This window comes from Formosimonas limnophila, from assembly GCF_014652675.1.
Lineage (GTDB): Bacteria > Pseudomonadota > Gammaproteobacteria > Burkholderiales > Burkholderiaceae > Hydromonas > Hydromonas limnophila.
On the sequence record NZ_BMZG01000004.1, the window covers coordinates 48516 to 62701 of the forward strand.

The window sequence follows — 14186 nt, forward strand, 5'->3', positions numbered from 1 at the left end:
GGTTTTTTCGTCGGTTAGTTAGCTGATGATGTCATTGTTTGGTGTCTGGCTTGTCTGGCCAGTAGGCTACCGTCCGTTTTTTGTTTGGTTTGAATCGTTAGGCCGCGTGTCATCCATGGTAGTTTACCTTGTGCGCCGCTGGCAAGGTAGTCGGCGGTGACGGCATGGCGAATGTCGTCGTGATTTGATTCGTCGCTACGACTCATCAGCCAATTGGCCACTTCTGTGAATAACTTCTCTAAGACGATGCTGTGGCTGCGTTGCCAGATGGTATTTAAATAGTGTGATAAATCAGCGAAACGCGCATAGGGAGACGCACCAGCCATGATGAGTGGTAATGTTTGGTTGAAACGGCCAGAGTTGGCAATCGCGTCCCAGTATTTGGCGAAATGTTTGAAGGCGTCTAATTCGGCTTGTGAGACATCGTGATTAGAAATAATCTCGTAAGGTGGTGCCTCTGAATACACCATGCCAAATGCTTCTGTATGACGAATAATCGGCGTGCCACGCAGACGCTTTAATATACCGATCTGAATTTCATGAGCATCCCACTGATACAGTCGGTCAAACCCTTCGGCAAAGCTTGCCATGGTTTCAGACGGTAACCCCGCGATTAAGTCCACGTGCAGGTGAGCATGGCTGTGTTCGCGCAGCCAGCGCACATTCGCTTCGGCTTTGGTTAGGTCGGTCTTGCGCGAAATGTGCTTTTGCACCGTGGTGTTGAGGGTTTGAATACCGATTTCAAACTGCAAGCTGCCTGCGGGAAAAGCGGCAATCGCTTCTTTGAGTAGCTCTGGTAAATGGTCGGGAATGACTTCAAAATGGGCAAAAATCGGGTCGTCATCGTTCAATTTTTCTCTGAAAAAATCGAGGATGCGCCGTCCTGTGTCGGGCTTCAGATTAAAAGTACGGTCAACGAATTTAAACGTGCGCGCACCGCGTTGATAAAGCGTTTCCATTTCGCGCAAAAAATGGTCTAAATCAAAAGCCCACGCGGTTTTGTCCAAGCTGGACAAACAAAATTCGCATTTAAAAGGACAGCCACGTGAGGCTTCGACATAGATGTTGCGGTGTGCCAAATCATGATCCGTGTAGAGGTGATAGGGCGTGATGAGGTCGTCTAACTTGGCTTGCACACCGATGTGGGTTTTCATCAGTGGTTTTGGCCCATCAATCAATGACGTGAGCAGTTGGGGTAAGGTGATTTCTCCCCAACCTGTGATGACATAATCGGCCAGTTTCGTGATGGCTTGCTGATCCACTTCGTACGAGACTTCTGGGCCGCCAACGATGAGGATCGTTTGGGGTGCTGCGGCTTTGACGGCTTGCATCAACGCCAGAGTTTCATTCACATTCCAGATATACACACCAAAACCGATGATGCGTGGCGCGTCGCTTAGTAGGTCGGCCACCATTTCATCGGTTGCAGATTTAATGGTGTATTCAACCATGCGTGTGTGAGTGGCATGCTCACCAAGGTTGGCCATCAGATAGCGCAAACCCAGTGAGGCGTGTGAATAACGGGCGTTGAGTGTGGTTAAGGTAATCATGGGTGTCATTATACGCTACGGCAAAATCATCGTTCTTTTTATACTTACTCATAATGGCACTGCACTATTTTGCGGTTTTTTCCATCGCAGTTGCGCTCATTGCGCAGCGTCAGCCAATAAATCTTTCACGCGCTATAATGGCGCACATCCTAAATGAGGAATCTCATGAAACACACCTACCCAACCATTGACCAGTTCATCGGTAACACGCCCTTGGTGCGCATACAGCGCATTGGTGCGGATATCTGCTTGCCGCGCAACAATGTGATTCTCGGAAAGCTAGAGGGGAATAACCCTGCGGGTTCTGTCAAAGATCGTCCAGCTCATTCGATGATTGTCGAAGCTGAAAAGCGTGGTGACATCAAACCAGGTGACACCCTGATTGAGGCCACCAGTGGCAATACGGGAATTGCGCTGGCGATGGTGGCGGCGATGCGTGGCTACAAAATGATTCTCATCATGCCTGATAATTTGTCGGTCGAGCGTCGTTTGGCCATGCAGGTGTATGGTGCGGAGTTAATCTTGACCCGTGCCGAAGATGGTGGGATGGAATACGCACGAGACTTGGCGCTCAAAATGCAGGCCGATGGCAAAGGGCGTGTGCTCGATCAGTTCGCCAATCCTGATAATCCGTTGGCGCACATACGTGGCACAGGCCCAGAGATTTGGCGCGACACGCACGGCGAAGTGACGCATTTTGTCAGCGCGATGGGCACGACGGGCACGATCACGGGTGTCTCGACCTATCTCAAGTCCCAAAACCCAAAAATCCAAATCGTCGGTGCACAACCCGCTGAAGGCTCCAGTATCCCCGGAATTCGTAAATGGCCACAAGCTTATTTACCAAAAATTTATGATGCTGCACGAGTCGATCAAGAGGTTTTGGTCGAGCAAAAAGACGCCGAAGAATTCGCACGCAGAATGGCCACCGAAGAAGGCATTTTCGCAGGTGTATCGTCGGGCGGTGCGTTGTGGAGTGCTTTAGAAATCGCAAAAACGGTGGAGAATGCAACCATTGTCTTCATCGTGTGTGACCGTGGTGATCGGTATATGTCGACGGGGGTGTTTGATGTTTGATAAAAATGGGGCTTTGCGCCCCATTTTTTGCATGTGTTTAAAAAATAAAAAAATAGATGCGTTTCTACAGTCTGTGCTGTAAGTGTTCTGTCAGTGACAGTCAGTACGATGAGTCCACAAAATCAAATAAACCACTTTCATGAGGAGACAATCATGAGTCAAAATCCGCAAAACATTCAGAGCGTATTAAACGAAACACGCTCATTCGTTCCAAGCCTAAAAGCGACTAGCAGTGTGCCTGATATGGCCACCTACGAGGCGCTATGTGCTGAGGCTGTTCGTGATGAGCAGGGTTTTTGGGCACGTTTGGGGCGAGAGAACCTAGATTGGCATAAACCATTCACCCAGACGCTTGATGAGTCCAATGCACCGTTTTATCGTTGGTATGGCGATGGGTTATTAAATGCGTCTTACAACTGTTTAGATCGTCACGTACTGGCAGGTCGTGGCGATGTGACAGCGATCATCAGCGAAAGCGATTCGGGGGTAGTGACGCGTGTGACTTATGCAGAATTACTGGCTCGTGTCTGCCAAATGGCCAATGTGCTCAAAAGCCTAGGCGTGCAAAAATCCGATCGAGTTATCATCTACATGCCGATGTCAATCGAGGGCATTGTCGCTATGCAAGCGTGCGCACGCATTGGTGCGACGCACTCTGTGGTGTTTGGTGGTTTTTCGGCCAAAGCGATTCATGAGCGTGTGATTGATGCGGGCGCTGTGTTGATCATCACTGCGGATGCACAGACTAGAGGCGGCAAACAGCTGGGGTTGAAATTGGTGGTTGATGAAGCTCTGGCATTGGGTGGTTGCGATACGGTTCGCCATGTTTTAGTGAATCAGCGTACGGAGCAGGGTTGCGATATGGTCGTGGGTCGTGATTTGGCCTTAGAACCTCTGCTCGCGCAGCAGTCTACTGATTGTGTGCCTGAATGGGTCGATGCTGAGCATCCGCTGTTTGTTCTCTATACCTCTGGTTCAACAGGCACGCCCAAAGGTGTCCAGCATTCGACAGGTGGTTACTTGATGTGGGCGACACAGACGATGAAGTGGTCGTTTGATATTACTGCTCAGGACGTGTTTTGGTGTACCGCTGACATTGGTTGGATTACGGGGCATACGTATGTTTGCTACGGGCCGTTGTCTTGTGGTGCGACGCAATTGGTTTTTGAGGGGATTCCGACTTATCCAGATGCGTCTCGTTTTTGGCAAATGATTGAGCGTCACCGTTGCAGTATTTTTTACACTGCACCGACAGCCATTCGCTCGTTGATTAAAGCGGCGGATATGGATGAGCAAGTTCATCCCAAAAAATACGATTTGAGTAGTCTGCGGATTTTGGGCACGGTCGGCGAGCCGATCAACCCAGAAGCGTGGATGTGGTATCACAAACAGGTCGGTGGCGAGCGTTGTCCGATCATGGATACGTTTTGGCAAACTGAAACGGGTGGTCATGTGATTACGCCGCTGCCTGCTGCGACACCGCTCACGCCTGGTTCTTGTACATTACCTCTGCCCGGCATTCAGGCAGCGATTGTCGATGAAACCGGCGAGGATGTCGAAAATGGTCAGGGTGGCTTACTCGTTATCAAACGCCCATGGCCATCGATGATTCGCACCATTTGGAATAACCCAGAACGCTTCAAGGCAGGCTACTATCCCGAAGAGCTCGGTGGACGATATTACCTCGCAGGCGATGGCGCAGTGCGCCACAGCGACACCACGTATTTTCAAATCATGGGGCGGATTGACGACGTGCTCAATGTCTCAGGACACCGCTTGGGTACGATGGAGATTGAATCTGCGCTGGTGGCTCACCCGATGGTGGCGGAAGCCGCTGTCGTTGGCAAGCCCGATGAGGTCAGTGGTGAAGCCATCTGTGCGTTCGTGGTGCTCAAAAGTGCCATCCCAGAAGGTGAAGCCGCCGTTAAGCTGGCCAATGAACTGCGCGAGTGGGTGAAACACGAAATTGGCCCAATCGCGAAACCAAAGGACATCCGCTTTGGTGATAATCTACCCAAAACGCGCTCAGGTAAAATCATGCGTCGCTTGCTACGCTCCATCGCTAAAGATGAGGCCATCACGCAAGACACCTCGACTTTAGAAAATCCTGCGATTTTGGATCAGTTGCGTACCAGTGTGGTTTAGTGCTGGTGTGATCTAATGAAATGTTGGAAAAGGGCGATTTGTGAATCGTCCTTTTTTGTGTTATTTAAACAAATCACGGCATTTTTCGGTTTTGCAGTAATACTAGTCAGTTATTTGCTATTGTTTGGGGCAGCATCTATACTGGCGTTATTCGGTGTGAGGGCATCTGTGTTTTTTAATTTAATCAATAGGATAAGCGGCAAAATGAAAACAAAATGTCATTGTTTTTCAACGTTTAGATATCAGGAGTCACTACATGCTAATCATTAGAATTTTGAGCACCTTGGCGTTAATCGGATCGATTCTTTGGTTTACCAAGATGCCTGACTATGAGCCAGCGATTGCGATAGTTACCTCCATAACAGCTTTAATAGCTGCTTGGTACAAGGGTCAAAAGCCAGAGCAACAAGCAACTCAAAGGCAGGGAGTTGCAGAGAATGGCGTCGGTATTCAGGCAGGCGGTAACATCACAATAGGCGAGATAAGCCTCGGTCAAAAGGCAAAAGATGCTGAGTAAAGATCAAGACCAAAAAGTTGCTGAGGGCGGCAGTGGAATCCAAGCGGGTGGTAACGTCACGGTAGTAAATGTAGGCGTGACAGCCTCTGAAGCTCGGTCTATCGCTTTAGATGTTGCGAAAGCAACATTCAATGAACTTACCGGCGCGGCAAAAGATACGGCCATCGCGAGAGTTGACGAAATAACGACGCAGATCATTGAAAAGCTTGAGCGGGAATTCCCAAACGGCCTTCAAAAGGCAAGAGACCCTGATTTTCAATATGCGCTCTTTACCGTTCAAAAGGAGTTTGCTCGAAGCGGAGACAAAGACCTCGGCGACTTACTTGTTGATCTCTTAGTCGATCGAAGCAAGTATGACCAGCGGGACATTCTCCAAATTGTTCTCAATGAGTCAATCGCCACCGCACCAAAGCTAACAGATAACCAGCTTGCTGCCTTGGCTGTAATTTTTTTATTCAAGTACACACAAAATTACAATGTTGGGAACCACCAGTTGTTGGGTGAGTACCTTGATAAACACGTTTTGCCATTTGCCCAAAAGCTTTCAAAGAGCCAAGCAGGCTACCAACATCTTGAGTTCGCTGGCTGTGGAACAAGCCTAGTAGGTGATCCTTTGGAAAAAAGCTTTGGTCAAAATTATCAAGGTCTTTTCGTCAAGGGGTTTGATGAGTCTGAGATTACTAATCGCGAAATCACCGTTGGCCTCGATGCTAGGTTTTTCATTCCTTGCATCAACGACTCGTCGAAGATTCAGGTGAAGGGCCTCAATAAAAATAATGCGGAAAAGTATCTCGCAGAACAAGGGTTGTCAGACGAGGACAAGATAAAAATTCTAGCGCTATTTGACATTTCAAAGATGAATAATTATGAGATAAAAGAAATGGTGATTGCCAATCGCCCTTATATGCAGAAAGTCTTCGATATATGGAATGAATCGGCAATGCAGCATTTTAATTTGACTAGTGTCGGAATGGCCATAGGTCACGCCAATATCAAGCGCTTTAACTGTGAGTTCACAGACCTTTCGCTTTGGATTAACTGATGCATAAGAAAGTAGGTTTTGCTTTTTACTGAAACTTCATGCTCTATCTATCGCTAAAACAGCTATGTCTCATGTTGGCTCAAGCTAATGTGATATTGCCCAAAATTCGCGCACCACGCGCACCTGTCACAGCCGGTAAATTGCTGGTTTTGCCTTGAATTGTCTGAGCGGCTAACCATGCAAAAGCAGCGGCCTCAACATGCTCTGGCGCAATACCATGGGCGGCTGATGTTTGCACACGCACCGCTGGTAAGGCATGAGCGAGTTGTTTTATTAACTGCTGGTTGTATGCGCCACCACCACAGATGATGAGTTCGTGCAGGTTCACCGAGCTGCGGTTGATTTCGTTGAGTATGGTCTGGCAGGTCAGGCGCAGCAGCGTCGCTTGTACATCTGCGGCGGAGATGTCGTTAAAATCCGCTAAATGTTTGTATAACCACGGCAAATGAAAGCTATCTCGCCCCGTACTTTTGGGTGGGGGTTGCTGAAAGTATGGTTCATCCAACAAACGATTGAGTAAGTTCTGATGCACTGTGCCCGTTGAGGCCCATTGACCAGACGCATCATAGGTATGCCCCAGATGTTCAGAAATCCAAGCATCCATTAGAACATTACCTGGTCCCGTGTCATAGCCAAACGCATCTGCACCCACATTAAGCACACTGATGTTGGCAAAGCCGCCCACATTCAGAATCACACGATTGAGTCTCTTATCTCGCCAAATCGCATCGTGAAATGCAGGCACCAGCGGCGCACCCTGACCGCCTGCTGCGATGTCTCGCGCCCGAAAGTCAGAGACCACCGTCAAACCTGTTTGCTCCGCAATACGGGCAGGTTGATTCAGTTGAATGGTGTAACTATGCTCGGGACGGTGGCGAATGGTTTGCCCGTGCACACCCACTGCTGCGATGGACTCATGCGCGAGCGATAGGTTTTGGCGCAATTGGTCAATGGCTTGGGCATATAAATCAGCGAGCTGGTTTGCGACGATTTGGGCGCGGGCGATTTCGTCTGTTTGCGGCGCTTGTAATGCCAAACAGTCGGCGCGCAGAGACTCATCAAATGCAACGCTGTATGCGCCGACGACGGATTGTTGCGTCACATCAAAGGCCACCACATCGACGCCATCTAAACTGGTACCTGACATCACGCCGAAATAAATTGAGGAGTTTGGAGGGGTGAACATAGTTATTTTGAACTCAAAAGCAAAGCCCAAGTCTAACCGACTTGGGCTTTGTTGTCAGTGATGCTGTGTCAATTAATGACAAATGATCATCGATTACACCGCGTCAATACCTGTTTCGCCTGTGCGGATTCGGATGACTTCTTCGACATTGCGCACAAAAATTTTGCCGTCGCCGATTTTGCCCGTGTAAGCGGCCTTGATGATGGCATCGACCGCAGGGTTGAGCTGCTCGTCTGCGAGTACCACTTCGATTTTGACTTTTGGTAAAAAATCGACCACGTACTCAGCACCACGATACAGCTCTGTGTGGCCTTTTTGACGGCCAAAACCTTTGACTTCAGTGACGGTTAAGCCCTGAATACCAACGTCGGCGAGCGCTTCGCGTACTTCGTCGAGTTTGAAGGGTTTGATGATGGCGGTGATTTCTTTCATGGTGTGCTCCGTGGTTTTTGTGGGTTTGGGATACGCCCTACGTCAACGTCTGATGGGATTGTGCCACATTCGATTGTGATGTAAAGCACTAAACACGGTGATTTTACGGCTGTTGTGGTGCAAATTTTGCACTGTTTTGGTGCGTTTTGAATGCTGTGCTTTTCAGGTGGGCGGCAGCGGTCAGAGTTGGTACAATATCGGCCATTCACAATATGGATTATATGAGTACATTATGACAGAAGCCGCGACTAACTATCCCATCACCCCAGACGTTGAAAAAGCACTCGCCATCACCAAGCGTGGCTGCGATGAGTTGCTGATTGAGGCTGATTGGGTCAAAAAATTGGCCAAAAGTGCCGCCACAGGCGTGCCTTTGCGTATTAAGCTGGGTTTAGATCCGACCGCGCCTGATATTCACCTTGGCCATACGGTTGTTCTGAATAAACTGCGTCAGTTACAGGACTTGGGTCACACGGTGATTTTTTTGATTGGTGATTTTACATCGATGATTGGTGATCCCTCTGGTCGAAATGCGACGCGCCCACCGCTCACACCTGAGCAAATTAAAGTCAATGCCGAAACGTATTACAAGCAGGCTTCATTGATTCTCGATGAGTCAAAAACCGAAATTCGCTACAACTCCGAATGGTGCGACCCTCTCGGTGCGCGAGGGATGATTCAGCTCGCGTCGCGTTATACAGTGGCACAGATGCTTGAGCGCGATGACTTCACTAAACGATATGACAGTGGTGTACCGATTTCGGTGCATGAGTTTTTGTACCCGCTGATGCAAGGTTATGACTCTGTTGCGCTCAAATCCGATTTAGAGCTCGGCGGTACCGATCAAAAATTTAACTTACTGGTTGGTCGTGCTCTGCAAAAAGAATATGGTCAAGAGCCGCAGTGCATCCTCACCATGCCATTGCTCGTTGGTTTGGACGGCGTGGACAAAATGTCCAAATCAAAAAACAACTACATTGGTATCACCGAGGCGCCGAGCGAGATGTTTGGCAAGGTCATGAGTATTTCGGATGAGATGATGTGGACTTGGTATGACTTGTTGTCTTTTCAATCTATTGAAGCGATTGCTGCACTCAAAGCCGAAGTTGCTGCTGGGCGCAATCCACGCGACGCAAAAGTTGGCCTCGCGCAAGAAATCGTCGTCCGTTTTCACTCACAATCAGCTGCTGAACAGGCACTGGAAGCATTTAATCACCGCGCTAAAGGCGGCGTACCTGATGATATTCCAAGTATCACCGTAGAGTCATCACCCGCTACCTCTACACTAGGTGGGATTCTGAAAGCCGCCGGTTTGGTTGAGTCAGCCTCCGAAGCCAACCGCGCGATTGACCAAGGTGGATTCAAGCTCAATGGCGAAGTCGTTAAAGACAGAGGGCTTAAACTGCCAGCTGGCGAGTATTTGATGCAAGTCGGTAAACGACGTTTTGCAAAAGTCACATTCACTCATTAAGCGACAGTCAGCCACCATGATTGCTTTACTCCAGCGCGTCAAACGCGCTGCCGTCGAAGTCGATGGCAGCATCACGGGTCAAATCAATATGGGTTTGCTGGTGTTTTTATGTGCCGAAAAGAACGACACGTTTGCCATAAGTGACAAACTGCTCAAAAAAGTCCTTGCTTATCGTATGTTCAGCGATGAGCAAGGCAAAATGAACCGCAACGTGCAAAATATTGACGGCAATGGTGCTCACGGTGGCTTGCTCATTGTGTCGCAATTTACCCTCGCAGCAGACACGAATAGTGGCACGCGCGCGAGCTTCACTCCAGCAGCCCCGCCAGATTTGGCTCGTTCGTTATATGATGAGTGGGTCAAACAAGCCCGAGTCGTTCACAGTGATGTGCAAACAGGTATTTTTGCGGCAGATATGCAAGTGTCTCTCGTCAATGATGGACCTGTGACGTTTTGGTTGCAGGTGTCTTAGCTGTATTTTGGTTTATGGGAAACAGCGTCGAGTGATCAAGGTCTCTGTTTCATATATAGCAAAAGACTCCGACGCAGTTGTCGTGAATCTTAGTGTGGTCATGGAGCGCGTGTTAGCGTTTGCTCCCCGTGCCATGACCTGACAGATACTCTGGATGACTTCATTTCTCTAAGTTAGAAAAACGCGTCTGTGGGCTTTGATTTAAAACTCCATCATCTCAAAGTCCTCTTTGCGGGCGCCGCATTCTGGGCATGACCAGTTGATTGGCACATCTTCCCAGCGTGTGCCTGGAGCGATGCCGTCTTCGGGAGCGCCTGCCTCTTCATCATAAATCCAGCCACAAATCAAACACATCCAAGTTTTCATGCTTTTTCCTTTTTCAAGCACTCACCCACGGTGAGCAAACGAGTACAATACGATTGTACCAAATCAAGAAAGACGACACCATGAGCCGACCGATTATTCTGAGTTTTAATGCCCATGACCCGACGGGGGGGGCAGGTATCGCTGCTGATGTACTAACGAGTGCAAGCCTTGAGGCGAATGCATTTACCATACCGACGGCATTGCTGACTGGCGATTTTAGCCAGCTCGATGCGGTGTGCCCGCTTGATGCTGACTGGATTGATGATCAGGCGCGCACATTGCTTGAGGACTCCGTGATTGATGCGATTAAGGTGGGCGTGATGCCTGACTTGAATGTGGTGCGGGTGGTCGCAGAAATCATTGCGGATTATCCACAGGTGCCTGTGATTTTGGCGCCGTCTATCTTGGTGGCAGACGATGATGAGGATAATGACGCCGATGAGATTATCATGGCGATTCATGAGTTGATTTTGCCAAATACGCACTTGCTCATTGCGCAAAAATCATTGCTCAAGCAGCTCGCTGAAATACGCCATGATTTTTCAAGTATTCCTGCTCATGAATTGGCGCATGCGCACGCGCACGCTTTGATGTCGATGGGCTGTGAGTATGTTTTATTGACGGATGCAAAAGCGCCCGAGCCACAGGTGGTGCATCTGTTGTTTGGTGAAGGCGGTTTGTTGCGCTCGGACGCGATGGCGCGTTTACCGTATTCGTTTTTGGGGGCGAACACGACCTTGTCGGCCTCGATTGCGACACTGATTGCCCATGGTCAACCGACGCCACAGGCGGTTGGTGAGGGGCTTGAGTTCACTTGGCAAACCTTACAGCATGGCATCAATATGGGCATGGGCAAAAAAATCCCCGATCGTTTTTATTGGACGCGACCAGATGATGCGGATGCCGAAAAAACCAAAACCACCGATACCGTGGGCGGTAAACGACCCACACCATCTCCCACTACGTTGCAATAATTTTCTTCTTTTATGACCAATCTTAACCAAGCTTTATTTGACCGCGCCAGTTTAACCTCACCAGGGGGCGTGAATTCGCCTGTACGCGCTTTTCGCTCTGTCGGCGGTACGCCACGCTTTATCAAACGTGCCCAAGGCGCGTATATGTGGGATGAAAACGACACACGCTATATAGACTACGTTGGCTCATGGGGGCCTGCGATTGTGGGACACGCTCATCCTGAAGTGGTGAGTGCTGTGCAAGAGGCGGCGACTCAAGGTCTGGGGTTCGGTGCACCAACCCGCGCGGAAGTCGAAATGGCCGAATTGCTCTGTACCATGCTGCCGAGTATGGCGCAAGTCCGCCTTGTGTCTAGCGGTACGGAAGCGACGATGAGTGCGATTCGTCTGGCGCGTGGGTTTACCGGGCGTGACTTATTGATTAAGTTTGAAGGTTGTTACCATGGTCATTCAGACAGCTTGCTGGTGAAAGCGGGTTCGGGTTTGTTGACTTTGGGTAACCCAAGCTCAAAGGGTGTTCCTGTGGGCGTGTCGAATAATACTTTGGTGCTGCCATACAATGATGTGCCTGCACTAAAAACCCTGTTTGCCGAAAAAGGGGATCAAATTGCCGCTGTGATTTTAGAACCGATTGCGGGTAATATGAATTTTGTTCGCGCCAGCTTTGAGTTTATGAACGCCTTGCGGGACTTGTGTACTGAGCATGGCGTGGTGCTGATTATCGATGAAGTTATGACGGGTTTTCGCGTTGGCTTGCAATGTGCTCAGGGTTTGTATGGCATTCAAGCGGACATTACCACGCTGGGCAAAGTCATCGGTGGTGGTATGCCTGTAGCGGCATTTGGCGGACGAGCAGACATCATGGCGCACATGGCACCACTCGGCGGCGTGTATCAAGCGGGGACACTGTCGGGCAATCCCGTCGCCGTTGCGGCAGGTTACACCACGATGAAGCTGATTCAGGCGCCTGGCTTTTATGAAAATTTGCGAGCCAAAGGCGCGGCGTTGCTCGATGGATTGACCCATGCAGCTCATGCTGCGGGTGTGCCGCTCTCAACTGAGTTAGAAGGTGGGATGTTTGGTATATTCTTCTCAGAGCAAGTGCCTAAGAGTTTCGCGGATGTGATGGCTTCGCGCGTGGACTTGTTCCCCGCTTTTTTCCATGGCATGCTCGATGAGGGCGTTTATCTCGCGCCATCTGCGTTCGAGGCTGGATTTATTTCGGCGGCGCATACGGATGACGATGTGGCGCAGACGATTGACTGTGCTAAGCGTGCATTTGCGCGTATTGCGAACCAAGTTTAATGGTTTATGAATACCTTTAAAGCCCATCATGTATGGGCTTTATTGTGGCTTGCATAATATAGTGATTTAAAAAAATGACTCAAAAAACGCTTCTCATCACGGGCGCGTCACGCGGCATCGGCGCGGCGACTGCCATTCGCGCAGCGCGAGAAGGCTGGCGTGTAGCGGTTCACTATCATCAAAATAGCCAAGCAGCTCAGGACGTCTGTGATGCGATTACTCATGCTGGCGGGCAAGCCGATGCATTTGCAGCGGATATGGCGAGTGAGTTCGATATCAAAAGTTTATTTGACCGTGTGCTGACTCATTATGGTCGTCTTGATGGTTTGGTGAATAACGTTGGCATCACGCCTTTACTTGGTCGCGTGGATGAAATGGATGCGTTGCGACTGAATCAAATATTCACAACCAATATCACCAGTGCGTTTTTGTGCTGCGGTCATGCTGTGAAGGCGATGAGTACGCGCTATGGTCACGCGGGTGGTGTGATTGTGAATGTTTCCTCACGTGCTGCCCAGCTGGGCTCGGCTAATCGCTATGTGGATTATGCCGCATCAAAGGCTGCTCTCGATACGCTCACCATTGGTTTGGCGCGAGAGGTCGCGATGGAGGGGATTCGGGTGAATGCCGTGCGCCCTGGTATGATTGATACCTGCATTCATGACAAAAATGGTGGGCGGCAGGATTTGAATCGGGTTACATCGACGATTCCGATGCAACGCATTGGAACACCAGACGAAGTGGCTTCGGCGATTGTCTGGTTGCTCTCTGAAGACTCGCGTTATTGCACTGGGACTTTTGTGGATGTGGCTGGTGGTCGGTAAAAGAAGTGCATAAATATCTAGGGCTAAAGAGAGATGGTGATTGACAAAACCACGGGTAAGCCCGATGATGACAAAATCATATAAAAGCAGTAGGAGGCAAATATGCGTATTTTATTGGCAGAGGATGATGCCATCTTGGCCAACGGCTTGTCGCGTGCTTTGCGTGATACAGGTTATGTGGTCGATGTTGTGGGTGATGGTGAGTTGGCGGATACCGCCTTAAGTTCACAATCATGCGACTTGGTGATTCTTGATTTGGGTTTGCCGCGTATTTCGGGTTTGGATGTGTTGCGCCGATTGCGCGCGCGACACAATTCGACACCTGTGATTATTTTAACAGCAGGCGACTCGGTCGATCAGCGTGTGCAGGGGCTTGATCTCGGTGCAGATGATTACATTGCCAAGCCGTTCTCATTGTCTGAGTTGCAAGCACGCGTGCGAGCGTTGGCGCGTAGACATTCGGGTTTTGATCAAAGTAAAATTCAATTAGGCAAACTCACCTATGATCAGGTCTCACGGAGCACTTATGTGGATGGTGAGTTGCTCGAACTGTCCGCGCGTGAAATTAGTGTGCTCGAGGTGCTTATCAATCGGGCGGGGCGACTGGTCAGCAAAGAGCAGATTCTTGATGGTTTGTGTGAGTGGGGTGAAGAAGTCAGCCACAACGCGATTGAGGTGTATATTCATCGGCTGCGTAAAAAAATCGAAACCTCGGGTTTGTCGATTTCCACGATTCGTGGCTTGGGTTATTGCTTAGATAAACCGAAGAGCGAATGAGCCTGTGTGACTTAAAAAACCTAAACCATGCACATCGCCTTTCATCTG

The 14186-nt window shown here is 49.5% G+C and carries 14 protein-coding genes; 10 read left to right on the forward strand and 4 right to left on the reverse strand.

The features are described 5' to 3' along the window. Nucleotides 1–14 precede the first annotated feature (14 nt). The gene (locus IE082_RS04300) at nucleotides 15–1550 is read right to left on the reverse strand and encodes a B12-binding domain-containing radical SAM protein (protein WP_308429000.1); all 1536 of its coding nucleotides are present in this window, start codon (nucleotides 1548–1550) and stop codon (nucleotides 15–17) included. A gap of 165 nt (nucleotides 1551–1715) precedes the next feature. On the opposite strand from IE082_RS04300, the gene cysM reads away from it, so the two are divergent. The 4 genes from cysM to IE082_RS04320 all read left to right on the forward strand — a co-directional run bounded on the left by cysM (nucleotide 1716) and on the right by IE082_RS04320 (nucleotide 6331). After that, complete coding sequence (gene cysM, locus IE082_RS04305) at nucleotides 1716–2627, forward strand: cysteine synthase CysM (RefSeq protein WP_189492101.1); 912 nt, start codon at nucleotides 1716–1718, stop codon at nucleotides 2625–2627. Between the two features lie 153 nt (nucleotides 2628–2780). Beyond that, nucleotides 2781–4772 (forward strand): acetate--CoA ligase, encoded by a 1992-nt coding sequence (acs, locus tag IE082_RS04310; protein ID WP_189492105.1) that lies wholly within the window; start codon nucleotides 2781–2783, stop codon nucleotides 4770–4772. Between the two features lie 256 nt (nucleotides 4773–5028). Beyond that, complete coding sequence (locus IE082_RS04315; protein ID WP_189492107.1) at nucleotides 5029–5289, forward strand: hypothetical protein; 261 nt, start codon at nucleotides 5029–5031, stop codon at nucleotides 5287–5289. Beyond that, the gene (locus IE082_RS04320) at nucleotides 5279–6331 is read left to right on the forward strand and encodes an LPO_1073/Vpar_1526 family protein (protein WP_189492110.1); all 1053 of its coding nucleotides are present in this window, start codon (nucleotides 5279–5281) and stop codon (nucleotides 6329–6331) included. Before IE082_RS04315 ends, IE082_RS04320 begins: the two co-directional genes overlap by 11 nt. A gap of 79 nt (nucleotides 6332–6410) precedes the next feature. Here IE082_RS04320 and IE082_RS04325 read toward each other — a convergent pair whose 3' ends face one another. Together IE082_RS04325 and glnK are read right to left on the reverse strand one after the other, a co-directional pair. Further along, nucleotides 6411–7517, reverse strand: coding sequence for an anhydro-N-acetylmuramic acid kinase (locus IE082_RS04325; protein ID WP_189492113.1), 1107 nt, complete (start codon nucleotides 7515–7517; stop codon nucleotides 6411–6413). 93 nt (nucleotides 7518–7610) lie between these two features. Then, nucleotides 7611–7949, reverse strand: coding sequence for a P-II family nitrogen regulator (gene glnK, locus IE082_RS04330; RefSeq protein WP_189492116.1), 339 nt, complete (start codon nucleotides 7947–7949; stop codon nucleotides 7611–7613). A 232-nt stretch (nucleotides 7950–8181) separates the two neighbouring features. Here glnK and tyrS point away from each other — a divergent pair, with 232 nt between their 5' ends. Next, nucleotides 8182–9420 (forward strand): tyrosine--tRNA ligase, encoded by a 1239-nt coding sequence (gene tyrS / locus IE082_RS04335; protein WP_189492119.1) that lies wholly within the window; start codon nucleotides 8182–8184, stop codon nucleotides 9418–9420. 16 nt (nucleotides 9421–9436) lie between these two features. Next, nucleotides 9437–9892, forward strand: a complete 456-nt coding sequence (gene dtd / locus IE082_RS04340; protein WP_189492122.1) for a D-aminoacyl-tRNA deacylase — start codon at nucleotides 9437–9439, stop codon at nucleotides 9890–9892. A gap of 201 nt (nucleotides 9893–10093) precedes the next feature. Here dtd and IE082_RS04345 read toward each other — a convergent pair whose 3' ends face one another. Next, nucleotides 10094–10258, reverse strand: a complete 165-nt coding sequence (locus IE082_RS04345) for a rubredoxin (protein WP_189492125.1) — start codon at nucleotides 10256–10258, stop codon at nucleotides 10094–10096. Between the two features lie 80 nt (nucleotides 10259–10338). Between IE082_RS04345 and thiD the strand changes: the two genes are divergently transcribed. The 4 genes from thiD (at nucleotide 10339) to IE082_RS04365 (ending at nucleotide 14138) form a co-directional block, all read left to right on the forward strand. Then, the gene (gene thiD / locus IE082_RS04350; protein ID WP_189492129.1) at nucleotides 10339–11232 is read left to right on the forward strand and encodes a bifunctional hydroxymethylpyrimidine kinase/phosphomethylpyrimidine kinase; all 894 of its coding nucleotides are present in this window, start codon (nucleotides 10339–10341) and stop codon (nucleotides 11230–11232) included. 12 nt (nucleotides 11233–11244) lie between these two features. Continuing rightward, nucleotides 11245–12537 carry a glutamate-1-semialdehyde 2,1-aminomutase gene (hemL, locus tag IE082_RS04355; RefSeq protein ID WP_189492131.1) on the forward strand — a complete coding sequence of 431 codons (1293 nt, stop codon included), beginning with the start codon at nucleotides 11245–11247 and terminating at the stop codon, nucleotides 12535–12537. A 74-nt stretch (nucleotides 12538–12611) separates the two neighbouring features. Then, nucleotides 12612–13361, forward strand: coding sequence for an SDR family oxidoreductase (locus tag IE082_RS04360; protein WP_189492134.1), 750 nt, complete (start codon nucleotides 12612–12614; stop codon nucleotides 13359–13361). Nucleotides 13362–13463: 102 nt separating this feature from the next. After that, nucleotides 13464–14138 carry a response regulator gene (locus tag IE082_RS04365; RefSeq protein ID WP_189492136.1) on the forward strand — a complete coding sequence of 225 codons (675 nt, stop codon included), beginning with the start codon at nucleotides 13464–13466 and terminating at the stop codon, nucleotides 14136–14138. The last annotated feature ends 48 nt before the right edge of the window (nucleotides 14139–14186 follow it).